We start from the raw sequence: 24,109 nt of genomic DNA, 5'->3' as shown, positions 1-24,109 counted from the left end.
TGTATAAACTCTTGAAACGCATGCATTTACAGCCATAAAACTGCATAGTGTCTTGTCGTTTTTTATTCCATTGTGAGAGCAAAAGTTACTCATTTTTGTTATTTTCATAACACACCATTCCACACACACTATTTATTGCTTCCAGCTACGCTGAGGCTTTTAGACCTGTGCAATCGGATTCACAGACAAGTAAGGGGTATCGTTGTTCTGTTAAAATTATAGATTCCTCTGATCCCGGCATATTTTCTCTGTATTTTCCAGGAATAAAAAAATACATCTGTGCGTTTCTTGCGGACACGCTCATTTTTCGCGATTGCTTCTTTTCACTGCTTATTACACCTTTACGATCCCGTGCCTGCTTATCTGATCTACAGCAATTTCATAAATTACTGCTGCAATCAAAAAACAGGATACGGTTATCGTATCCTGCCTTAGCTTTTCATTTTCTGTTTTTCGCATATTTCTGCCTAACCAAATATGGTCTGCACCAGCACCATATAAAACACCGTTCCCCCTCCTATGCTGAGCAATGTACTCTTCTTCCATTTATGTAATACCACAATGAACAGTATTGCGATCAGCTCCGGCAGTCCGTAATGCGTACTTTCCGGCACATCCTTCAGACAAAATACCACCAGCAATCCGATCACTGCACAGGGCAGCACTTTTCCCAGATAGGTGATCACAGCCGGCGGTTCCTTTCCTTCCGGGAATATGATAAACGGCAAAAATCGCGTTGTCATAGTCCCCAGGACCACTACCACAACCGTTATGATCTGCTGTGTTATTGTCATAGTCATTCCTTATCCCTCCTGTCCGGCTATATCCCAACTGTCATGCCTGATATTCTCCTGACTTCTGTATACGTTCTTTTTTTCTCTTCTCCTCATGCTTCTTCATTCCCAGGAAGCATAAAACGATCGATGCCATTGACGGAAGGATAAACTTCCCGCTTCCAAAGATCACCAGGCAGATCACAGAACATACAATTCCGACCAGCGCCGGCTTATGATCTTGTGCATCTTCCCACTGATCAATGAACATAACCACAAACAGTGCGGTCATGACAAAATCCAATGATGTACGTCCCTTCTGTTTTACAATTTCCACAGCTGATGCTGACCGTCCATGGTAACAAGATCTCCCTCATTGATATCTCTTTCATACAGGAGGCCGTCATCATGTCGCAGACTTGTTTCATTTCCATTTTCATCTTCCATCAGCACTACTGACATAAGTGCTTCACCCGGCTGCCGCTCTTCACAGCCGAAATCCATGTCTTCTTCTATCTTCAGAACCTTATACTGCATGATCAGATTTCCTCAAGCAGCACATCGTTAACGGCCTCATAAGCGTCCTCAAGCGCATCCAGTGCCTCTGTCAGCGTGTCCATCTTCCGGCTGTCCGCATTTTCTTCCTCATAGGCTTCTATCACTTCAGCCATTACATCCTTCAGCTCCTCCAGTGAATTTGCTATATCCTGCAGCTTCTGATCTTTGTCCTCTTTTGATGTGATATTTACGATCTTACTCATGATCCTTCCTCCTGTCTCTTTACTCTCATTCTTTATTCTGATCCTTTATCCTGCATATATCATGCTTTGCATGTATCATACTCCACATTCACCCATTGTACCATATCCTGCACGCAGATGCATCGGATATGTTTTCTATCTGCTTTATATAATACCACCGAATTCATAAAAAATTTGGTAAAATCTTACCAAATTACCCATCTGAGTCTGTTTATACTGATTTTTCCACTCCGGTCTGGTATAATCGATCTAAAAGAGTTTTTCAATTTACAAACCAATCCTTTCCCATTACAAGGAGGCATATTGCCATGAAAGAAAAAACAGAAACCTTTAACCAGGGAAAAAGATATTTCTTTTATATTCTGATGTTCGCCATCCTTGGCTGGTTCATTTTTATGCAGATTTTTGGTGCGGATGAGCGTTCTTCCAACACCTCAGCAGCCTCTGTGATCTATTCCGGTACCGTTACCTGGCAGAAATCGGATGGAACCACCCAGGAAATCTCCGTTCCGGGTACCTACAAGGTTCCCGTCGGTGACACGATGGTCCTCACCATCCAGCTTCCCGATGATCTTACAGATACCTGCTTTGCCATCCGTTCTTCCCTGCAGGATGTGGATTTTTATGTAGGGGACAACCTCAGGACCAGCTACTCCACGCATAAAACAAGGCTTGTGGGCAAAAACTCCGCCAGCCGTTATGTTTTCTGCCCGGTTTATGCTTCCGATGCCGGCAAAGAGCTCCGTATTGAACTGACCACCTACACCTCCAATTACACCGGAGTTGTCAATCCTGTTTACTGCGGAAACAAGGCAGATATCTGGATATATATTTTCAGCAGATACGGACTGGAAACCTACATTGCTTTTTTTATCCTGTTTGCCGGAATCGTCACGATCCTGTTCAGTTTCGCTCTGGGATTGGTCTATCATACACGATTTGACATGGAATATCTTGGATGGTGCATGGTTATGGGCGCCGTCTGGATGCTGGGTGAATCCAAGCTCCGTCAGTTCCTGGTCCCCAACGCTTCCGCTCTCGGATCTCTGTGCTTCGTTATGATCCTTTTGTGTCCGCTCCCGATCCTGTTTTTTGCGGACAGTCTCCAGAAAGGGCTGCATCACAGATTTTATGTCTGTCTTGGAAGCATCGCAATGATAAACTTTGCAGTCTGTACGATCCTCACTGCTGCAGGTATCGCAGATTATATCGAAACCCTGCCTGTAAGCCACGGAATCCTGGCGATCACCGTTGCCACAATATTTGTACACCTTTTCCAATATATACGCACCGAAAAAAACAAGGCCGACCGGCTTTTGCTCATTGGTCTGCTGGCAGCGATCCTGTGTATTGCCGTTGAAGCAACCTCCGTATACTTTGTCACATCGATGTCCGGACTGTTTGTGGGCGTCGGCATGCTGATCCTGCTCTTTGTCAATATTGTAAGAGCCATCAAAAATGTCCAGGATATAGAACTGAAACGCCAGCAGAGCGAAATCCGCAAAAACCAGGAACAGAATGAAAAAATGTCTCTGCAGATGATACAGACCCTTTCCACCACCATTGAGGCAAAGGATGCGTACACCCGCGGTCATTCCTACCGGGTTGCACAATATGCAGCCCTGATCGCAGAGGAGCTGGGCTGGACACCGGAGGAGATCCTGAATCTGAAACGTGCTACTCACCTTCACGACATCGGTAAGATCGGTATCCCGGATCCGTTCCTGAACAAACCTGCACAGCTGACCGATGATGAATACAACCTTATAAAAAAACACACCGTTATCGGTGCCGAGATCCTGAAGGATATAACCCTGATCCCGCATGCGGCAGAAATCGCAAGAAGTCACCATGAACGTTATGACGGAAAAGGCTATCCGGACGGGCTGGCCGGAGCAGAAATCCCCATCCATGCCCGGATCGTGGCTGTTGCCGACTGCTACGATGCCATGAACTCCCGCCGAATCTATCGTAATGCGCTTCCACCGGAGGTTGTTTACGAAGAATTCCGCAAAAACCGTGGTACACAGTTCGACCCGGAGATCACAGACATTTTTCTGAAACTGTTAAAGGAAAAGCGGCTGCCTCAGTGGGATCCTTCCCAGGAAGAACCGGACACCTATAACCTTCCGGATATGCAGCTTACCGTCAGCAAATTCATCTCGGACATAATGGCCACCATAAAAAGCCAGGAAGATGCAAAAAGCTATGATTTCCTTACCGGTCTTCCCATGCGTAACCTGGGCGAACGTCTTACCGCGGAATTTATGCAGACACATGATGGATGTCTGGTATTCCTTGATATGGACAACCTGAAAAAAATCAATGACATCCATGGTCACAAAGCCGGCGACCGTGCACTGAAATGTCTTGGAAAGCTGCTTCAGAAACGGGCAGATCAGGGAATTTCCTGCAGACTTGGAGGCGATGAATTCCTGATGTTCCTTCCGGACACAGATCCTGATTCCCTGTCTCTGCAGATGGACGATCTGTTCCAGAAATTTCACACCATCACTACCGATGATCCGGAACTCCGGTTTGCCACACTGTCCGCAGGCCTGTGTCTGTGCAGCACCGATGATTCCTTTGAAGACTGCTATTCCAAAGCAGATAAAGCTCTGTATTACGTAAAACAAAACGGCAAGAACCAGTTCTTTTTCTACCAGCAGATCGACCGCAGCACTCTTGCGGCATCCGGTTCCGGAAAGGATCTGGAGCTTGTGGCAGAGTCCCTTCAGAAAAGCGGCATCTATGTGGGCGCTCTTGATCTGAATTACCGGGATTTCGCACGCCAGTATGAATACATGAGTCAGCTTGTCACACGCAGCCAGTGCAGATGTTATCTGGCGATGATCACCATCAAAACACTTGTGGATACAGTTCCTGATATCGACTCCATTGAGCAGGCTCTGGAGTATATGGAACAGGCCATCCGGCAGAATATTCGCCGTGTGGATATCTGTACACGCTACAGTTCCCTGCAGTATCTCATCATACTGTTTGAGCCTGACGAAACGCATATCCCTGATATCATAGAACGTATTTTTACCCAATATTACCGTCAGTGTGACAGCCATGATTTCCAGCCATCCTATGAATACCTGGAAATATCTCCACAGGAGTTATAAATACTCCCATGACATGGACATGATAAAGCCATAACGAAAAAGAGGCCGTACTTGACGGCCTCTTTTTCGTTAGAATTTTGCAAAATATCAGTCAAAATCTCTGGTAATGTTTGTAAGCCATTTATTTCTGAAATAGTGGATGAACACCACAGGCATTTTTTCGAACTCATCCAGGGTCATTATAAAATATACCCAGACAGGCGGCAGTTTTAAAACATATGCTGCAAGGAAGGTGAGAGGAACTGCAACAAGCCACATAAATATGGAATCTACGATCATTCCGAACCTGGAATCGCCACCTCCTCTGAAGCATCCGCATATAAGACAGGTATTGATACCCTCTCCTACAAGACGCCAGGTTGTCATGATTATAAAAATACCAAGATAATAAATGGCTGTCTCTGTCAGTTTATCCCGGTAGAAGTCCAGTATCATAGGGCGGACTGCCAGAATAATGGCACATCCGATGAGACTTACGATAATTGTTATTCTCAGCATACGTTTCCCATATTCTCTGGCTGTATCCTTGTGATCTTTACCAAGCTCCTGGCTGATAATGATGGTAGTAGCGTTGGCAAAACCGCGACAGGCGATGGCACCAATGTTTACCACCATAACAGCAACTGCATTTGCGGCAACCATATCATCGCCAATGTGGCCAAGGATCGCTGCGAACGCTGAACTGGCAAAGCTCCAGACAACATCATTTATCACAGCCGGAGAAGCAATTTTCATAAAGTCCCTGAACAGAATACCGGATTTCGCACAGAAATATTTTATCCGAAATCTGACATCAGAGCTGTTTAATGAATAGATGAGACAGATCAATACCTCTGCGATCCTGGCAATAACAGTACCAAGGGCAACACCGGTAACACCAAGCTTTGGAAGTCCAAACAGGCCAAAGATAAAGGTGGCATTACAAAATACATTGACGCAAAGCGATACAATGTATGTAACAGAAGGCAGCATTATTTTTCCGACACTTCGAAGGGCACTCATGAAAACCTGAGAGAATCCCATAAACATAAAGGAAAATGAGATCACCTTCAAATACTCGCTGCCGGCAGCAATCGTATCCGGACTGTTTGTAAAAATCTTCATGATCGTAGTCGGCATGGAAAAGGAGATAACGAAAAATACAAGAGAAACGATCAGTGAGATCCGCTCCGCCAGGCCGAGAATCTTTTCTACTGTCTTTTTATCACCCTTTCCCCAGTACTGGGCACATAAAACCGAAGTACCTGTAGCCATACCATAATACAAACAGAAAAGAATAAATGTGTACTGGTTGGCAAGAGATGAAGCTGACATGGCAGTCTGGCTTACATATCCCAGCATTACAGTATCCGCAACATTTACTAATGTTCCGATCAGATTTTGGATCATGATCGGAAATGCTAATTTTGATGCATATTTTAAAAAATCTTTTTTATTCAGCATCGGTCAGATCCTCCGTGAATTCCGATAAGATATTTACTTATAAAGAACAGTATATCATATACCCTACAAAACCGCGAGGTTTTTTCAGTATTCTTTCCAATATAATCCTCAATTGTATACTATATTTCACCCTCTGGTCATATTTCCATTGTACATAAAAAAACAATATCACTTTAACGCAAAAAATCATTCTATTTTTTTACTTCTATGGTATAATACTTTATTGCGAAACTAATAAAACGAGGTGAACCAGGTGAAGAAAAAAACAATTGTACCTCTTATCGTTTTTTTACTGGGCATATGCCTTGTTGGTTTAATTGTATACAAAATAGACTCACATGAAACTGAACAACGACACATAACAGCACAATTAAATGCAACAACCTACGGCGAACGTATAAAAAATGAAATTACAAATGGAATTGCGATCACAGATACGCTAAAGCAGGTCCTGATCAGTGAAAACGGAAAGATCAGTCAGTTTGACACAATTGCGGAAAATATTATGTCTGACGTTATTGAAAGCATACAGCTTGCTCCGGATGGTAATGTAACAGATATTTATCCTTCTGAGGGAACGGAAGCGAGTAAGATCGATCTGCTCCAGGATAAAGATTGCAGCAAAATTTCCTGTTACGCAAGAGACAATCACGTGATCATTACACAAGGTCCTTTCGATTTAAAACGGGGCGGCTGTGGAATTGCTGTCCGCAATCCAGTCTACCTGAAAGATGAAAACAACCAGGAATATTTCTGGGGATTTACCATTGTTATCCTGCGTGTTCCTGACATTTTTTCAGATGCGATCAGTGCACTTTCGGATTTCGGATATGAATACAGACTCTCAAAAACCGACGCTCCCTGGAGCGATACTTATAAAGTTGTTTATCAGTCAGACGACCAATTAACTCATACTGTTTCTTATGGTTTTACGATAGGGGAAGAGCACTGGACATTAGAAGTAGCTCCTGAAAGCGGATGGAGAGACCTTAGATCACTGGTAATCGTCGGCGGAATGTTTACTGCTGTCGTTTTACTTTTCTCAGGTCTTACCCGGGTATGGTTAGTATCGAAAGAAAATAAAAACAAATTTCAAATACTGGCACACACAGATTCTCTCACCGATATTTACAACCGCTATGGATTTGATGAATTAGCCGAAAGGATGATCACTAAAAATCCAAAAGCGCATTTTGTGGCTGCACTCCTTGATATTGATGACTTTAAGTTTATTAATGATATTTACGGACATGTCTATGGAGACAGGGCACTAAAGAGTCTTACAGATAGCATGAAGGCTTTTTTCCCAAAAAACACATTACTGGGAAGAAACGGTGGCGATGAGTTCTGCATTCTTCTGCCGGATCATACCTATAAAGAAGCGGGAGAACTGCTGCTGCAATTTACCAAGCTTCCAAAGACATTTTCATGCAAGGGAAAAGAATATCCGTTTTTTATTTCTCTCGGATATGCAGAATATCCAACCTTTGCATCCGGCCGTTCACAGCTTATGCGCTGTGCAGATGCAGCACTTTATGAAATAAAGCTTCACGGAAAAAACGGATGTATGGCTTACAGGGAGGGGCTCCGGTCAGGAGTCCGCAAACAGCTCGGATTTGCATTCAAGGATATCTCTGAACACCTTCCGGGTGCATTTATCATATACAGAGCGGACAAAGATGATGATGAACTCCTGTATGCAAACCATGAGTTCCTTCAAATGACCGGATATAAAACTATAGATAAACTCTTCAGCCTTACAAATAAAAGCTTCCACAACCTGATCCGTGAGGATGAACAGCAGCAGATAGAAGCAAGCATCTGGAAACAGATCGATGCCGGCAATAAAAATGATTACATCCACTTTCATCTTCGAAAAGCGGACGGCACTTACCTTTCTGTTCTTGATCACGGAAGGATTGTGGACAGCCAGCAATACGGAAGAGTATTTTATGTATTGTTTATGGACTGGGAAGCTATGCATGTTCATTACAGTGATAAATTTTCCGGCTAAGGTACAGACATCTCAGTCTGTGTCTTAGCCGACTGCTTTTTCTCTGAACAATTTAACCATCTTATAATATGTATTCCATCTGTCTTTCTTTTGTCCGCATTCCCATTTTTTCATAAAATTTTTCTGCTGAAGTATTTCCTGCCCACACATTCAATGTCACTTCATAGCATCCCAGCTGCTTTGCTTCTTTTTTTACATATTCAAACAGGCTTTCCCCAATATGCTGACCTCGTGTCTCCTGATCGACACACAGGTCATCTATAAAAAGAGATTTAAACGGTACCATATTGTTTGAAAAAGGCTGCTCCTTTAATTGACAAAATGCATACCCCACACAAACATCAGCCTCATCCGCTGCAACATATACTGGCTTTTCTTCATTTTTCAAAAGCTCTGTCAATTCGTCTGTCGTATATTTTGTTGTGCCCGGAATAAAAATATCAGGCCTTATATCTGCATGGATCTGCAGCACCTGTCCTAACAATTCCAGAATCCTCGGAATATCTTTTTCTTCTGCTTTTCTGATGAACATTTTTTTCCTCCTGTTTTTCAATAACTGATTTCATAGATTCTTTATACATACACCATAATACCATCGTGTGAACGCTTATAACAATAGAATCACTTTAAGCAGTCTCACTTTCTTTTTGCATTATAATGAAAAAGTTTATCGTTTTCCGTGATGTATATCACATTTTTATTCCTGAATCCGTATCATTACAGACAGTCAGCTCAAAATGGTTTCTGTTTGTTTTTATAAGTCCTTCTTTTTGCAGCTTTGATATCTCCGAAGACATTGCCGCACGGTCAATGCAAAGATAATCTGCCAGCTGCTGCCGGTCAAAAGGAATATCAAAGGATAACGATGCCTGTCTGATAGATACCGACGACAGATAGGACAACAGCTTATCCCTTGTCGTTCGCTTGCCCACATGTGTGATCTTATCGTTGAGGATCAGGATCTTATTTGCCAGGACACCGACCAGGTTACGGATCAGCTTATGATGATGCTCACATACTGTTGGGCAGGAAACCAGAAGCCTTTGAACATTTAATAAAATAATCTCACAATCTTCGTCTGCTACCACACTGACATTCAGAACAGCTCCCGGACTTGCTGCATATGGTTCACCAAAAAAATCTCCTGCATGACATTTTGACAGAATATTTCGATGTCCCCACAGGTCTTCCTGAATAACAAGAACACAGCCTGCCACCACAAGTCCCATTACTTCGGTAGAGTCTCCGGCTCTGAAAATATAAGAATCCCGTTTTCTGGAGATCGTTGCTGCATTTACACAATGCAGTATGGATAATATTTCATTATCAGTAAGACCTTTAAAGAAAGGGCTCGTTCTTAGAATGGGTAAATATTTTTTCAAAATTAATCCTCCTGTTGGAAATCAAACATACACGTTGTAATTATTATACTATACTCCTAACAGAAACCAAGGATAAATACTACTGGCCGAGGATAAAATAATAAGAAAGATCCTTCGGAAAATCACAGAATAAAAGGAGAATACAATAATGGATAAAAAAATGTTTTGTTTTCAGTGTGAACAGACTGTCGGGTGTACCGGCTGCACCGGAAATGCCGGTGTCTGTGGAAAAAAAGCAGATACAGCGAAATTACAGGATGAGCTGACAGGTGCATTGATCAGTCTGGCTAAAGCTGCCGACAGCACGGAAACTATTTCAAAAAGAACCGGACAGACCATAATCGAAGGACTGTTTACTACAGTTACAAATGTAAGTTTTGACAATGCAGCAATCGAAAATATGATACAAAAAGTCAGAGCTGAAAAAGAAAGACTGGCTCCTGACTGCAGAACAAAGGAATATGATCTTCAGCAGCTGTGGAATGCCAACGAAGATATCCGCTCCTTGAAATCTCTTATTCTCTTTGGTATCCGCGGAATGGCTGCTTATGCCTATCATGCAAATGTTCTGAATTATGAAGATGCCGAAGTGAATCAGTTCTTCTGCGAGGCATTATCTAAGATCGGTTATGAAGAAAGCACAGAAGCACTGCTTTCCACAGTACTCAAAACAGGAGAGATCAATCTGAAGTGCATGGCACTTCTTGATAAGGCAAATACAGAAACCTATGGAACACCAGAGCCAACTGATGTTACACTTACGGTAGAAAAAGGGCCTTTTATTGTCGTGACCGGACATGATCTGAAAGATCTGCAGCTTTTGCTTGAACAGACTGAGGGAAAAGGAATCAATATCTATACACATGGTGAAATGCTCCCTGCCCATGCCTATCCATTCTTAAAGAAATACGCTCACCTGAAAGGCAATTTCGGAACTGCATGGCAGAATCAGCAGAAAGAATTTGACCATCTTCCGGCCCCGATCCTCTACACTACCAACTGTCTGATGCCTCCAAAAAGCAGCTACGCTGACAGAGTATTTACAACAGAAGTGGTTGCCTTCCCGGGAGCTGTCCATATTGACGAGAAGAAAGATTTCACACCGCTTATTGAAAAAGCACTGGAGCTGGGCGGTTACAAAGAAGATCGTATGTTCTCCGGTATCAACGGCGGAAAAAAAGTGACAACCGGTTTTGGTCATGCAGCCATCCTGTCCCATGCAGGTACTGTAGTAGAGGCTGTAAAATCAGGTGCGATCCGCCATTTCTTCCTGGTTGCCGGCTGTGATGGTGCCAAACCAGGTCGAAACTATTATACGGAATTTGTAAAGCAGACACCTTCTGACAGTATCGTTCTCACCCTGGCATGTGGAAAATTCCGTTTCAATGATCTCGATCTGGGAGAGATCGGTGGTCTTCCACGACTGATGGATATGGGTCAGTGTAATGATGCTTATGGTGCGATCCAGGTTGCTGTGGCACTTGCAGATGCATTTGGATGTTCTGTAAATGAGCTTCCGCTTTCCTTCGTACTCTCCTGGTATGAACAGAAAGCAGTCTGTATCCTGTTAACCCTCCTGCATCTGGGTATCAAAAATATCCGTCTTGGTCCTTCTCTTCCGGCGTTCCTTTCTCCTAATATTCTGAACTTTCTGGTTGAAAATTATGGTATTGCACCTATCACCACACCGGAAGAGGATATCAAAGCACTGATGAACCAGTAAAAGTAAATTTTTCAAAACCTTTACAAAATCAACAAAGCCGATACAGGATTCCAAAAGTCCTGCATCGGCTTTATTTACAGGTCTGAAGACTCGGATCAGCCGACAACACTTTTAAACATATGCAGCGATATTCTGATGGAGTTAAATGATAACGTTTTTTAAACAATCTGCAAAAATAATCAACGTTATGAAATCCGCTTTCATAAGCGATCGTTTTTACTTTTTTATTCGTATTTTTCAATAACCAGGAAGCTGCCTGAAGTCGATATCCTATCAGATAATTAACCGGTGTAGTATGTAAAAAACGGTGGAACAAATTAAGTACAGTACTTTTGCTGATTCCTATATGCGAAGCAATTTCATCCAGAGACAAATTGCGATTATAGTTTTCATGTATATATTGCATGATCAACTGCACTCTTTTCTGTGCAACTTCATCCACTGTCTGTACATCTCCTTTATCAGATAACTTTACATTTTCATAAAAAGTCAGCCATAAATCCTGCAGCAATGCCAAAGTAGCAAGTTCTCTTATTTTCTCATTCCTCTGTATTTCCATTATTTTTATCATAGTTTGTATAATCTTTGTTTGCCATAATTCATCAGTCTGAAAACGCTGGAAATATATATTCGATGAAATGATTGGCAAGATATATTTCTTATAGATCAGGCTGTTCTCCGGCGCAATAAATTCCGGCATACATACAAAGTTAGGAATAATACCACCTGATGATGCGTAAAAGCGGTGCAATATTTTAGAATTAATAAAAATTGCTTCTCCTTCTGACAATATAATCTGTTTTTCTCCTATTCCGCATGTAACTTGTCCGGACTCGACATATAAAAACTCAAATTCTCTGTGCCAGTGCCACTCAATACAATGAAAATCAAACAATTCCAGATTATCATAATAATACTGGAATGGATAATCACTGCTTCCATGCTGTTTAATTTCCATGAATTCCTCGTCTGTAAGTATTTTATTATAATCCATCCCATATCACGTTCTTTCTTTTTTACGATATTATACAGTATTTCTACAATTTAATTCAATGTATATATCTGATATTTGCTATATAATCAAGTAAAAAAAGAAAAGAGGTATTCTTATGATTTTTAAATGGATGAATGAAAGTGAGATCAACATTGAGGGCGACAAAATTGAAATAACCGCACCACCCAGAACAGACTTTTTTGTGGAAGTATTGATGAATGTGAAGATTGAACATAAAACTGTTAAAAACATTCGGAGAGGAAAATAAAAAATGAATGCTGTAAAAAAAACTAACTACCATAAGACAAAAATAGCCTGTTATATGGGATTTATCACACAGGCTATTGCGGCAAACTTCGCACCGCTTCTTTTTTTGAAATTTCACAGTGACTACCATATTTCTCTCGGTAACATTGCTCTGATATCCACTTTCTTCTTTTTCACACAGCTTCTGGTTGATCTGTTCTGTGCCAAATTCGTAGATCATATCGGATATCGTGTGTGCATTGTTGCATCAGAAATATTTGCTGCATTGGGTCTGCTTGGACTGGCATTTTTACCTGATTTTTTACCTGATCCTTTTATTGGAATTATATGTAGTGTTATTGTTTATGCCATCGGAAGCGGTTTAATAGAAGTACTTTGCAGTCCTATTATCGAGGCCTGTCCGTTTGAAAACAAAGAAGCAACTATGAGTCTGCTCCATTCGTTTTACTGTTGGGGAGCTGTTGGGACAATTTTGATTTCCAGCTTATTTTTCCTGATATTTGGAATAGACAGTTGGAAGTGGCTCGCCGTAATATGGGCAATCATTCCTGCAATTAATACTTATAACTTCATGACCTGTCCCATTGAATCTCTGGTTGACAATGGTTCTGGAATGGGAATTAAGGATCTGTTTTCCAAGCCATTTTTCTGGGTTGCAATATGTCTGATGATCTGTTCCGGAGCTTCTGAACTTGCAATGGCTCAATGGGCATCTGCTTATGCAGAATCAGCACTGGGATTATCAAAAGCTCTGGGAGATCTAACAGGTCCATGTATGTTTGCAGTAACAATGGGAATCAGCCGTATAATTTTTGGTAAATATGGAGAGCAGTTAGATTTAATGAAGTTTATGAGTGGTTCAGGCATATTATGCGTTGTCTGTTATCTGCTTACTGCTTTGTCATCCAACCCGATCATCGGACTGATCGGTTGTATTGCATGTGGATTTTCAGTTGGAATCATGTGGCCTGGAACCATCAGTATTTCCTCAAAAACTTTTCCAACAGGTGGAACGGCTATGTTCTCTCTTCTTGCCATGGCAGGAGATTTAGGTGGCAGCATTGGACCTGGAATTGTTGGTCGTATCACTCAGAATGCTGGAAATAATATTAAGATTGGCATGGGATTCGGACTTATTTTTCCAGTAATTCTATTGTTTATGTTATTCCTGCTGTATCGGAAGAAGATATCAAAGCACTGACTTATTGATTGTAATTATATTTTTTCACTCTGCAAACCCGGAAGCTGTATCATCACTTTGCTGCCAGATACTATAGACCTGATACAACATTGATCGGATTCTCTTCCATAAACTTCTTTATATTATCCGCCAGAATAGAAACCAGCCGCTGTCTTGTTTCAAGTCCTTTCCATCCCATATGCGGCGTCAAAAGGACATGATCCATAGTATAAAGAGGGTTGGTTTCTTCAGGTGGTTCGGTTTCCTGAACATCAAGTCCGGCTCCTGCAATCGTACCATTTTCCAATGCTTCTATAAGAGCAGCCTCATCAATAAGTGCACCTCTTGAGGTATTAATGATAAACGCTGAGGGCTTCATAAGTGATAAAGTCTCTTTGTTGATCATATGTTTTGTACTTTCCGTCAATGGACAGTGCATGGAAACATAATCACTATTCCTGAGTAATTCCTCAAGCGATACATAGCGGATACCTTTCTCATCCTCTCTCGGTGTCCTGGTATATACAAGTATGTTCATATCCAACGCCTGTGCGATCTGGATAACTTTCCTGCCAATATGTCCTGCACCTATAACACCAAGTGTTTTACCATTTACCTCAACATGCGAAACCTGAAGATTTCTGGTAAAATTGTCATGATTTCCGCATGCCAGCATCTTCATCTGTACCTGCATTGCAGAACTCAGATTTAATATCATCATGATCGCAGTATGTGCCACACGTTCCGTGCTGTATGCCGGGATATTGCAGACTGTGATTCCCTTCTTCCGTGCCGCTTCAAGATCAATATTATTATATCCTGTACCTGCCTCGCAGATCAGTTTAACAGATTCCGGGAATTTCTGTATCATTTCTGCACTCACAGGCATCTCCTTTGTTACAATGATATCTGCCCCCTGAATACGCTCTGACAGCTGCTGTTCTGTTGTATCATCATATACTGTAACATCAGAAGATAAAATGGAAAAATCCAGCTTCCCATCAAAATTCATTTTCTTTGCATTCAATACCACACATTTATCGTTCATAATATAAATCCCTCCTTGTAAATTGCTATAAGTTATCGGGATGGCACCTCTTTAGCAGTCGGCCATGATCTCCTGAGAGCCATATAGGATATTAAAAAGTTTGCAAACCAACCGGCTGGTACAGCAAGCCAGACAAATACAATGCCAAAACGCGGTGCACAGATCAAAGCAACAGACAGGCGGATCGCCAGGTTCACCATATTTGCAATGAGGAATGGGCGCATGATCCCAAGACCACGAAGAACCCCATCGGTTGCCATTTTGATTCCCATAAAGATGAAAAAGTAACTAAGCCATCTCATATATCCCTCGGATACCTGATAGGCCAGGGCAGTTCCATCTTTACCAAGGAATAGCGAGGAAATCTGAGCATGCAATGTTTCAATGACTATAAAAGCAAGAACTGCAAAACATAGATCTAACACCAGTGCAGCGTGATATCCTTTTTTGATCCGTTCAATTTTCTTTGCACCAAGATTCTGGGAAACATATGGGGAAACCGCATTGCCAATAGAAACAAAAATCAATGAAAAAACATTCTCTACCCGCATCGTCGCCGCATACCCCGCAAGTGCCTGTGTACCGAAGGGATTTACAACAGCCTGTACGATCATCATACCGATGGACACTGTAGACTGCTGAAGAACCGAAGGTACAGCAATTTGAAGCATGGAATGTAACTCCTGCCTGTCAAACCAGTCAAAGCGACTTTTATATCGACGCATCCGGCTAAGGAAAAGCGAAAGTGAAAACACCGCAGAAATTCCCTGTGCAATAAGAGTCGCAAGGGCTGCACCAAACACACCGAGACCAAGTCCGGCCACCATCCAGAGATCCATAAAAATATTTAAGATTGACGAAAATATCAGGAGCCCCAGCGGGATTTTTGATTCGCCTATGGAAGTAAACATATTGGAAAGAATGTTATACATAAACAGAAACGGAAATCCCACGAAATAGACCCTCAGATATAACACTGCATCATCCAGTATATCGCCAGGGGTTTGTAACACACTCATCATCCAGTGGGAAAAGCAAAATCCAAAAACCCCAAGGACTATACTTAGAATTAAAAAGCTAAACAAGGATGTTGACACGATGGTCTTCATTTTTCCATACTCCCTGGCACCGAAATAGCGGCTCACCAGCACACCGGCACCGACACCTGCCCCCAGTGCCACACAAATAAAAACATTGGTCAGCGCTGCACAGGCCCCGACAGCTGCAAGTGCGGAGGAGCCAACAAATTGACCGACGATGATAGAGTCTGCCATATTGTATATTTGCTGAAAAAAGCTGCCCAAAATCATTGGCATTACAAAAACCGTCAGCGCTTTAAGAGGCGCATCTGTGATCAAATATTCATCTTTTGACATTATCATATTCCTCCACAGATTTCATAATTTCACTTATTGCTACACTGCCCGGCGTTATCAGCTGCAGCTGCAATACGATCTTATCACGTATTAAAGATATTAAAGGATTACGGCTATAGAAATCAGACCCCAAAGCCGAGACATTCTCTCAATGAATTTCCCGACCGATCCATTCCATGATCACATTTACAACATATTCCTGCTCCGCTTCTGTCAATTCCCGTCCTTTCGGAATACGATGCCATTTTTCCAGACATCCCCTGCAACAGGTAGCTGTGGCATGCTGGGCTACAAAAACCGGATGCCCTCTCATCGGTGTCTGTTTTCCATCATTTGGTATTTCTGCCGGTGCAAGACGCTTTCTGATAAAATCACAGGCATGCTCACGTACTTTCTCCATTCCCTTTTCTGATACATAACTCCGATCGTTTGCCTTCAGGGAAAAACTGCTTCTGAACTTTGACTGCGACAGGCGTTTCCAGAGATTTCCTTCATAAACTGCCGGTGTCTCACATACCATAGAAGGCTGGATGCTGCCCTTATAGACGATCATCTTCTTACTGTCGCTTCCGTTCTTATTTGCGGTCTCGTCTACTGCTTCTTTCAAAAGCTGTGCCTTCACTTCCTGTGCTTCTTTGCTGTTCGGCTGCAGACGTCTTGCCAGACATGTATTTCTGCCAGTTGTCGTTTCATTTTTTATCGCATAATACACAGCTTTCTTCTCTCCAACAAGTACCAGGATCTTTTTCGCCCTGGTCACACCCGTATAAAGGAGATTTCTCTGCAACATGACAAAATGACTCATGGTAAATGGCATGACAACGATTGGATATTCGCTTCCCTGGGATTTGTGGATCGTTACTGCATAGGCAAGCGCCAGTTCGTCCAGCTCTGTCACATCATAGACTACTTCCCGTTCATCAAACAGAACTGTCAGTTCCCGTTCTTCCACGTCAACTTTTGTGATAGTCCCAATATCTCCGTTAAATACTTCCTTATCGTAATCATTCCGGATCTGCATCACCTTATCCTTCAGCCGGTACTGTGTGCCGCCTCTCCGCAGAAAGATCTTTGACGGATTCATGGCTTCCTGCAGCACCTGGTTCAGATTTACTGCTCCACATTCGCCTCTCTGCATCGGAGTCAGCACCTGAATATCCTGCAGTGGATCTACATGATAGTATCTCGGCAGGTTCGTCTTACAATATTGGACGATAGTATCCACCACTTCCTGATTACTCTCTTTGGTGGCAAAGAAAAAGTCGGCATCTTTCCCACCTCTCATATCAATGCCTTCCCCTCTATTGATCCGGTGTGCATTCATGATGATCCGACTTCCCTGTGCCTGACGGAAAATCCGTGTCAGACGAACTACCGGAACACATCCGGAATCAATGATATCTCTGAGAACATTGCCCGCTCCGACACTTGGCAGCTGATCAATGTCGCCTACCAGAATCAGAGACATCTGCTGTGGCAATGCTTTTAAAAGATTATACATCAGCATAATATCGATCATGGAACATTCATCCAGTATCAGCACATCTCCTTCCAGCGGATGTTCTTCATTTTTCTGATAGCCTTCCGGAGGTTTATATTCCAATAACCGGTGAATCGTTTTTGCTTCCATTCCAGTTGCTTCTGACATTCTCTTTGCTGCTCTTCCAGTCGGTGCAGCAAGAATGATCTGACATCCAGCCTGCTTATATGCAGAAATAATTCCCAGAGTTGTTGTAGTCTTTCCGGTTCCAGGTCCACCGGTCAGCACCATGACCTTAGAGGAAACCGCTGTCTTTACCGCCTGCCACTGAATCTCGTCATAAGTAATTTCTGATGAAGCTGCTACTTTCTCCAATACTTCTTCCGTATCCTCAGATTTCTTCTTTCCACAGGACATCAACCGAAGCAGCCGCTTTGCACAGCCACTTTCTGAAAAATAATATGGGGGCAGATAGATTGCTTCCCGATCTTCTGCTTCATCTTTGATCACATCATTCGTGCGGATCATCTCATCCAAGGTAATCTCCAGCTCCGGTTCTTCCACTTCCAGAAGTTCCTTTGCCCTTCCAGTCAGCTGTTCTCTTGTTGTATAACAATGACCTGCTTCTGCCAGCTTATTCAATGTATAAAAAATACCACTGCGCAGACGGACAAATTTGCCTTTGTCAATCCCCATCTTCTGTGCAATGGAATCCGCTGTCTTAAATCCAATTCCCCAGATGTCATCTGCAAGCCGGTATGGGTTCTCCTTTACGATCGCAATGCTCTCACTTCCATACGTCTTGAAAATCTTTGTCGCATGAGAGGTGCTGACCTCATGACTCTGCAGAAAAAGCATGATATTCTTGATCTCTTTCTGCTCCTGCCAGCTTGTTTTGATCCGGTCTACACGTACTTTTCCTATACCTGATACTTTGAGCAGTTCATCTGGTGTCTCTTCAATAACATCCAGTGTATCCTTCCCGAATTTTTCCACAATTCTTTTTGCAAACTTTGGACCAACGCCCTTCACCAGACCGGAACCAAGATATTTTTCGATTCCATATACTGTAGCAGGAAGTGTCTCCTCAAATTTCTCCACCAAAAACTGCCGCCCATATTTGGCATCCATCTTCCACATACCTTCCAGAGACAGCACAGAACCAACATGGGTATCCGGCATTGTGCCAACTACTGTGACAAGATCACTGTAATTCTTCACCGCACATTTCAGAACCGTGTAGCCATTGTCGGCATTCTGATATGTAATTCTTTCAACTACACAACGTAAGTGCTCCATGCCCGTCTCCTTCTACTCATAATTCATCACAAATGACCACAGAAAAAAATGCTCTGATTCATAAAAGATCACCAACATACATCCGCTTTACGGCAGACTCTCAAGCCAGTAGCCATCTGGGTCTACGATGAAATTTCTTCTCCTTTTGTACATTCTGTGTTTCTAATGCGTGACTTATATTGCGGATATTCAGTAATAAATCGCTTAATTACATTGGCATCATTCCAGTAATGCATTGGAAAAATGACATTGCAATCTACATTTTTAAGGAAATACAGGATCCCGTCAGCATAGTGATCTCCCTGTCTCGGATCCAAGGGAACAAATGCAGCGTCAAAATGCATACCCTTGATTTTCCTGATCTCCGCGCGATATGCTGAAGTAAGTCTCTGGTTATCAGCTTTCGACCCACCATCCCAATACCAGTCGTTTAAATCACCGGCATGATAAATGGTACCTTCCTTTGTTTTGACAATAAATGCGACACCGCTATCGTTAGATAGCAATGTATCAACTTTGGTTTCATTATCCAAACTATAAGCCTGATCATGATAAACATATGTGATCTTCATATCCGACAAATGATTCCTTTTTCGTATATCATTCGCCAGGATTGCCTGATAAGTCATTCCCATATCATCAAGGGTCCCAAAAATTTGTGGGTTAAAATGATCCTTATGGAAGTGACTGCAAAAAACGATCACTTCTTTCTCCTTGTCAAGATTCGGTAATTCACCCTTGTAATAATCAAAAATATAATAGCAGTCTCTGGTCTCAACCAAAAATCCACTGTGGTTAATGTAAGTAATTTTCATAATATCACCTGTATAAATTAACGCCGGTACTGGATAGCAAATCTTTCTTTGCCATGTTTATTTTTCCTTTTTCGAGCGTTTGTAAATTTCACGACAACAGCATTTCTAATACAGATTTTATCGTATTTTTTAGATTCCGTCCATCCTTTATCCACAGCTGGTAGAAAAATGTGAAATGATACTTTTACAAATTCTATTCCTTGTTGTTAGTTCATAATTTATGTATAATCCTGTCTTTGTCAGTCCTCTTTCACAGTGTTAATATCCTGCGCCAGTGTCCGTATTTTTCAGGATCTTAATAAGACGGCTTGTTCCAAGACGCTCTGCGCCAAGACTGATAAATTTTTCTTCATCAGCTCTACATCTGCAAAAGTTGCTCCCGCTGTAGAAAATCCGGTAGAAGTTTTGATATCATCCAGGATTCCTCGAATATCATCCCATGTTGCAGTCTGTCCAAGTAATGTGTGATCCACCTTTTTTAATATATCTTTTTTATCCATTTTACGTTCCTTTTACTTCAGCTCATCCAGAAGAGAACTTCCAATTGTTCCCTCCGGCATTTTAACTTCAAAATTATCTGCGATCGTTGCACCGATTACTGCAAAAGTATTCTGATCTTCCAGTTTTCCGTATCCCTCCATAGATGGGGAATAAGCAAAAAATGGTACTTTTTCTCTTGTGTGATCAGTTCCTGTATGCGTCGGATCATTTCCGTGGTCAGCTGTAATGATCAGAAGGTCATCCTCACGAAGCTCATCAAGAAGTTCACCAAGTTTTACATCAAATCTTTCAAGTTCCTCTGCATATCCCTTTACATTGCGTCGATGTCCCCAAAGAGCATCGAAATCTACAAGATTTACAAAACAAAGCCCCTCAAACTCTCTTTTCGCAATGTCAATTGTCTGCTCCATTCCATGAACAGAGCTTTTTGACTTATTGGACTCTGTCAGTCCCTCGCCGTCAAAAATATCAAAAATCTTTCCAACGGAGATCACATCATAACCTGCATCCTTCAATGCATTAAGTGCAGTTTTTCCGTAAGGCTTCAGTGCATAATCATGGCGGTTGCTGGTACGTTTGAACTCACCTTTTTTCTTGCCAAGGTAAGGTCTTGCAATAACACGTCCGACTTTCCACTCATCCCTCATGGTGATATCACGGGCGATCTCACAGCAGCGATACAGTTCATCCAGTCCGAAAGTCTCCTCGTTTCCGCAGATCTGCAATACAGAATCAGCAGATGTGTAAACGATCATATGACCGGTAGCGATTTCTTCCTCAGCCAGTTCATCCAGGATCTCTGTTCCGCTGGAACTCTTGTTTCCAATTACTTTATGTCCCGTTCTCTTCTCAAGCTCATCGATCAGCTCTTTTGGAAATCCGGTCTCTGTAAAAGTCTTAAACGGTTTTGTGATGTGAAGCCCCATCATTTCCCAGTGTCCTGTCATAGTATCTTTTCCGGTACTGGCTTCTTTTAAAAATGTATAATAACCCATTGGTCGCTCCACTGCTGCAACCTGTTTCAACGGATGAAGATTTGCAATTCCAAGCTTCTGAAGGTTTGGAATCGTAAATTCATCTACATTCTGGGAAATATGTCCCATAGTATCTGTTCCTTCATCCCCGTACTGGGCTGCGTCCGGCATTTCTCCTGCCCCAAAGGAGTCTATTACAATAGTAAATATTCTCTTATATTTCTTCATAATTTTTGTCTCCTTTCTGATGTCTTACTTATGGATCTTACATATTTACAACAACTTTTGTTACTAATTCCTTGAAGGATTCCGCTACGCGGTCTGCTGTTTCCTGCACTTCTTTATGGTTAAGCTCTTTTTGGGAAATTCCTGCTGCCATATTTGTGATGCAGGAAATTCCACAGATTTCCATTCCCATGTGCCGGGCAGCCATAGCTTCGCATGCGGTGCTCATTCCAACTGCATCTCCACCCCATCTCTGTGCAAGTCTTACTTCTGCAGGAGTCTCATAATTTGGTCCTGTAAACTGTACATAAACACCTTCCTGAAGTTTGATGTCACATTCTTTTGCACATTTGCGGATCACATCCTGAAGACGGCGGCTGTATACCTCACTCATATCCGGAAATCTGGTTCCCAGCTCATCCATGTTCGGTCCTATCAGAGGGCTTGGAACTCCCGTTGTAATGTGATCTGTGATCATCATGAAATCTCCCGGTTTATAGGAAGGATTAGCTCCTCCCGCAGCATTGGTGAGAAGGATTTTTTTCGCACCGAGCATTCCCATAAGACGCGTTGGAAGAACAACATCTGACATTGCGTATCCTTCATAATAATGAACACGTCCCTGCATGATTACAACCGGTGTTTTCTCCACATACCCAAACACAAAACGTCCCTTATGTCCTTTTACAGTAGAAACCGGAAATCCCTCTATATCTGTATAGTCGATGGTCTGTTCAATCTGAATTCCATCCGCAAAATCTCCAAGTCCGGATCCAAGGATCAGTGCAACTTCTGGTTTGAAATCAATTTTCTTTCTTACGCTTTCCAGGCATGTCATTAATTTTTTATACATGATTACTTCTTCCTTTCTTTTGGGTGTTGTCATTATATTTATGCTTTTTTCATAAAGGCAATTCCTCTGCAATGGTCTTTCCAATGCCCTGCGCGCCTCCCGTCACAATCACTACTTTATTGTTAAACTCCATATAAAATCCTCCCCAAAAATCCGCTTTCTATTTCTGTTGCCACAACATTGTGTATTCTTTTTCACCAGTAGCATCATCTGATCCTTCAGATTGAATATCGAACCCTTCTCTTTGGTAAAAAGAAAGGGCTCTGGTATTTTTCTGGTATACGTTTAATCGTAATCTGACTTTTTTATTCTTGATATAGTCTAATAAAAGTTTACCTATACCACATGACTGCATTTCATCAGAAACAAAAATACCTTCCATGTATTCGTTACTTAATCCTACAAATCCCTGAATCATTTTATCATCTTCATACACATAGACTTCCGCTTGTGACATCATTTCTTTCACTAATTCATAATTACTTGTCCAATATTGCTCAGGAATAAAATAATGTGCTTTTAAATTGGTCTTTAACCATATGTCAGCAACTCTATCAATATCTATGTTCTGCATCTTTCTGATCATAACAAATATTCTCCACCAACTTTGATTTCTCTGTAACAACCAATCAGCTATATCGTGAATCTCAACCAGAACCACAACCAAAATCTAATATCCTTGAACCTACCGGAAGCATTTTAGTGAACCGCTCCTGTACAACCGTAAAATCTACCAAACGAGTCCCCTGGACAAACATATCCGCATTTTGATTATAATATTCTATCGTTTTGTCCAGGAAACTTCTCCTCGATCTTAGCTTATTTCATGTACCTTCGAATTTTATCTATCAAAGTGACGTCTGCCGGTAACCAGGCAACACTATCTAACTGATCCCTTGTAAGCCATTTTGCCGCTTCTGCTTCCTTTAATTCATACCTCCAACCATTTATGCCGTAATATTTGACTGTAAATATCTTAATAAATCCTCCCGCACTGCATGATGCATTTTGGAACTTCCGATGATGATTCGATAAATCTCTTCCTTCTTGAAAATGTATCTCTTCGTATGGAAACCATTTCCAGCAGCTTCCACGTCGTACATTTTCAACGTAATGTTTTTCAATCCATTGAGTTTCTCAAGTGCTCTCGGTTCGCTGAAATTCAGATAATTGGTCGTAAGAATCTGTCCTTTAATGCCCTTTTCCTCAAGCCCTTTTAACGTCTGCAGGAGCGGTGTCACACCACTCATCGTGATAAATGCAACACTGATCTGAAACTGATCACAGCGCAGCAATTCATCCTCCACAGATGAATAACTTTCTTCCCATCTTCCGGATTATTTGACACAAATGCTGGCTTATACGCCAGATTTGCTGCCACAGAACCATTTATATAAGCGGCATTTAAGCCGCTTTTCAATTCATTGATCACATTCGCATCCATTAATGTAGATCTCCCTCTCGTTTCGTGGTGAGCAAAACAAAATACTCTGCTTTATTATACCTTATGGGAGAGGGTTTGTCATTGAAATCTCCAGGAAGCAAGCGTGGCAAAGACACCCGAAAGTAACGATAGCAACAAAAAAACAGTTCCGGACATACTGAGGTTAATCAATGTATCTGAACCTGGCTTTTCTATGGTCTTTCCAATGAATAGCTGGGCTGGCTTTTCCTTGGAATGGATTATTTAATTGTAAAAAATTCCCGTGAAATGATTTATAAAATAGGTAATTTTACAAAGTCTATTACTTGTTGTTAATTCATAATTTATGTATAATAAAATTACTCAAACTTCCCACACCAATAAGGTGTGCTGAACCTTGAAAATCCAATATTTCAGCCAATAAAAAAGGCATAAATACAATCCTTTGGT

21 protein-coding genes and 3 pseudogenes are annotated in these 24,109 nt (G+C 41.8%); 6 read left to right on the top strand and 18 right to left on the bottom strand.

Features of this window, described 5'->3' with window-relative positions:
• Window positions 1-467: 467 nt before the first annotated feature.
• From ACTNDQ_RS11430 to ACTNDQ_RS11415, 4 genes are read right to left on the bottom strand one after another with little or no spacing between them, the layout of a single operon-like run.
• Window positions 468-794 carry a branched-chain amino acid transporter permease gene (locus ACTNDQ_RS11430; RefSeq protein WP_059086958.1) on the bottom strand — a complete coding sequence of 109 codons (327 nt, stop codon included), beginning with the start codon at window positions 792-794 and terminating at the stop codon, window positions 468-470.
• Between the two features lie 40 nt (window positions 795-834).
• Complete coding sequence (locus ACTNDQ_RS11425) at window positions 835-1,110, bottom strand: hypothetical protein (RefSeq protein WP_118626227.1); 276 nt, start codon at window positions 1,108-1,110, stop codon at window positions 835-837.
• On the bottom strand, window positions 1,098-1,310 hold the full coding sequence (locus ACTNDQ_RS11420) for a hypothetical protein (RefSeq protein ID WP_015526438.1): 213 nt from the start codon (window positions 1,308-1,310) through the stop codon (window positions 1,098-1,100). Before ACTNDQ_RS11420 ends, ACTNDQ_RS11425 begins: the two co-directional genes overlap by 13 nt.
• 2 nt (window positions 1,311-1,312) lie before the next feature.
• Window positions 1,313-1,534, bottom strand: coding sequence for a hypothetical protein (locus ACTNDQ_RS11415; RefSeq protein ID WP_015526439.1), 222 nt, complete (start codon window positions 1,532-1,534; stop codon window positions 1,313-1,315).
• Between the two features lie 308 nt (window positions 1,535-1,842).
• Between ACTNDQ_RS11415 and ACTNDQ_RS11410 the strand changes: the two genes are divergently transcribed.
• Window positions 1,843-4,662, top strand: coding sequence for a bifunctional diguanylate cyclase/phosphohydrolase (locus ACTNDQ_RS11410; protein ID WP_441064643.1), 2,820 nt, complete (start codon window positions 1,843-1,845; stop codon window positions 4,660-4,662).
• 87 nt (window positions 4,663-4,749) lie between these two features.
• On the opposite strand, the gene ACTNDQ_RS11405 is transcribed toward ACTNDQ_RS11410, so the two are convergent.
• Window positions 4,750-6,105, bottom strand: coding sequence for an MATE family efflux transporter (locus tag ACTNDQ_RS11405; RefSeq protein ID WP_059086577.1), 1,356 nt, complete (start codon window positions 6,103-6,105; stop codon window positions 4,750-4,752).
• 253 nt (window positions 6,106-6,358) lie between these two features.
• Between ACTNDQ_RS11405 and ACTNDQ_RS11400 the strand changes: the two genes are divergently transcribed.
• Window positions 6,359-8,119: a diguanylate cyclase domain-containing protein gene (locus ACTNDQ_RS11400; RefSeq protein WP_441064642.1), complete on the top strand. Its 1,761-nt coding sequence runs from the start codon at window positions 6,359-6,361 to the stop codon at window positions 8,117-8,119.
• Between the two features lie 61 nt (window positions 8,120-8,180).
• On the opposite strand, the gene ACTNDQ_RS11395 is transcribed toward ACTNDQ_RS11400, so the two are convergent.
• Window positions 8,181-8,651, bottom strand: coding sequence for a GNAT family N-acetyltransferase (locus ACTNDQ_RS11395; protein WP_022427007.1), 471 nt, complete (start codon window positions 8,649-8,651; stop codon window positions 8,181-8,183).
• A gap of 157 nt (window positions 8,652-8,808) precedes the next feature.
• Window positions 8,809-9,501, bottom strand: a complete 693-nt coding sequence (locus ACTNDQ_RS11390; RefSeq protein WP_441064641.1) for a Crp/Fnr family transcriptional regulator — start codon at window positions 9,499-9,501, stop codon at window positions 8,809-8,811.
• A gap of 148 nt (window positions 9,502-9,649) precedes the next feature.
• On the opposite strand from ACTNDQ_RS11390, the gene hcp reads away from it, so the two are divergent.
• Complete coding sequence (hcp, locus tag ACTNDQ_RS11385; RefSeq protein ID WP_278795208.1) at window positions 9,650-11,224, top strand: hydroxylamine reductase; 1,575 nt, start codon at window positions 9,650-9,652, stop codon at window positions 11,222-11,224.
• A gap of 70 nt (window positions 11,225-11,294) precedes the next feature.
• On the opposite strand, the gene ACTNDQ_RS11380 is transcribed toward hcp, so the two are convergent.
• The gene (locus ACTNDQ_RS11380; RefSeq protein WP_441064640.1) at window positions 11,295-12,182 is read right to left on the bottom strand and encodes a helix-turn-helix domain-containing protein; all 888 of its coding nucleotides are present in this window, start codon (window positions 12,180-12,182) and stop codon (window positions 11,295-11,297) included.
• A gap of 151 nt (window positions 12,183-12,333) precedes the next feature.
• On the opposite strand from ACTNDQ_RS11380, the gene ACTNDQ_RS11375 reads away from it, so the two are divergent.
• Both ACTNDQ_RS11375 and ACTNDQ_RS11370 read left to right on the top strand, forming a co-directional pair.
• Window positions 12,334-12,486 (top strand): hypothetical protein, encoded by a 153-nt coding sequence (locus tag ACTNDQ_RS11375; protein ID WP_015526448.1) that lies wholly within the window; start codon window positions 12,334-12,336, stop codon window positions 12,484-12,486.
• Window positions 12,487-12,489: 3 nt separating this feature from the next.
• Complete coding sequence (locus tag ACTNDQ_RS11370; protein ID WP_092070997.1) at window positions 12,490-13,686, top strand: MFS transporter; 1,197 nt, start codon at window positions 12,490-12,492, stop codon at window positions 13,684-13,686.
• A 70-nt stretch (window positions 13,687-13,756) separates the two neighbouring features.
• Here ACTNDQ_RS11370 and ACTNDQ_RS11365 read toward each other — a convergent pair whose 3' ends face one another.
• Complete coding sequence (locus ACTNDQ_RS11365; protein WP_441064639.1) at window positions 13,757-14,713, bottom strand: 2-hydroxyacid dehydrogenase; 957 nt, start codon at window positions 14,711-14,713, stop codon at window positions 13,757-13,759.
• 32 nt (window positions 14,714-14,745) lie between these two features.
• Complete coding sequence (locus ACTNDQ_RS11360; protein WP_441064638.1) at window positions 14,746-16,089, bottom strand: MATE family efflux transporter; 1,344 nt, start codon at window positions 16,087-16,089, stop codon at window positions 14,746-14,748.
• A gap of 35 nt (window positions 16,090-16,124) precedes the next feature.
• On the opposite strand from ACTNDQ_RS11360, the pseudogene ACTNDQ_RS11355 reads away from it, so the two are divergent.
• A pseudogene (locus tag ACTNDQ_RS11355) lies at window positions 16,125-16,208 on the top strand (AsnC family transcriptional regulator); the annotation flags it as partial.
• Window positions 16,209-16,237: 29 nt separating this feature from the next.
• Here ACTNDQ_RS11355 and recD2 read toward each other — a convergent pair.
• The 8 genes and pseudogenes from recD2 to ACTNDQ_RS11315 form a co-directional block, all read right to left on the bottom strand.
• Complete coding sequence (gene recD2, locus ACTNDQ_RS11350) at window positions 16,238-18,868, bottom strand: SF1B family DNA helicase RecD2 (protein WP_441064637.1); 2,631 nt, start codon at window positions 18,866-18,868, stop codon at window positions 16,238-16,240.
• 122 nt (window positions 18,869-18,990) lie between these two features.
• Window positions 18,991-19,683, bottom strand: coding sequence for an MBL fold metallo-hydrolase (locus ACTNDQ_RS11345; protein WP_278795218.1), 693 nt, complete (start codon window positions 19,681-19,683; stop codon window positions 18,991-18,993).
• Between the two features lie 258 nt (window positions 19,684-19,941).
• Window positions 19,942-20,099 (bottom strand): annotated as a pseudogene (locus tag ACTNDQ_RS11340) (deoxyribose-phosphate aldolase); the annotation flags it as partial.
• Window positions 20,100-20,195: 96 nt separating this feature from the next.
• Window positions 20,196-21,386: a phosphopentomutase gene (locus tag ACTNDQ_RS11335; protein WP_015526454.1), complete on the bottom strand. Its 1,191-nt coding sequence runs from the start codon at window positions 21,384-21,386 to the stop codon at window positions 20,196-20,198.
• 37 nt (window positions 21,387-21,423) lie between these two features.
• On the bottom strand, window positions 21,424-22,236 hold the full coding sequence (locus ACTNDQ_RS11330; RefSeq protein ID WP_288787210.1) for a purine-nucleoside phosphorylase: 813 nt from the start codon (window positions 22,234-22,236) through the stop codon (window positions 21,424-21,426).
• Between the two features lie 160 nt (window positions 22,237-22,396).
• A complete protein-coding gene (locus ACTNDQ_RS11325; RefSeq protein ID WP_441064636.1) occupies window positions 22,397-22,822 on the bottom strand; it encodes a GNAT family N-acetyltransferase in 426 nt (141 codons plus the stop codon).
• A gap of 233 nt (window positions 22,823-23,055) precedes the next feature.
• Window positions 23,056-23,166 (bottom strand): annotated as a pseudogene (locus tag ACTNDQ_RS11320) (8-oxo-dGTP diphosphatase MutT); the annotation flags it as partial.
• Between the two features lie 17 nt (window positions 23,167-23,183).
• Window positions 23,184-23,531: a hypothetical protein gene (locus ACTNDQ_RS11315; RefSeq protein ID WP_441064635.1), complete on the bottom strand. Its 348-nt coding sequence runs from the start codon at window positions 23,529-23,531 to the stop codon at window positions 23,184-23,186.
• Window positions 23,532-24,109 lie beyond the last annotated feature (578 nt).

The organism is Blautia massiliensis (ex Liu et al. 2021) (genome assembly GCF_052064225.1).
GTDB lineage: Bacteria > Bacillota > Clostridia > Lachnospirales > Lachnospiraceae > Blautia_A > Blautia_A fusiformis.
Note: the sequence above shows the minus strand (reverse complement) of the source record. Positions and strands in the feature narration are given on the sequence as shown.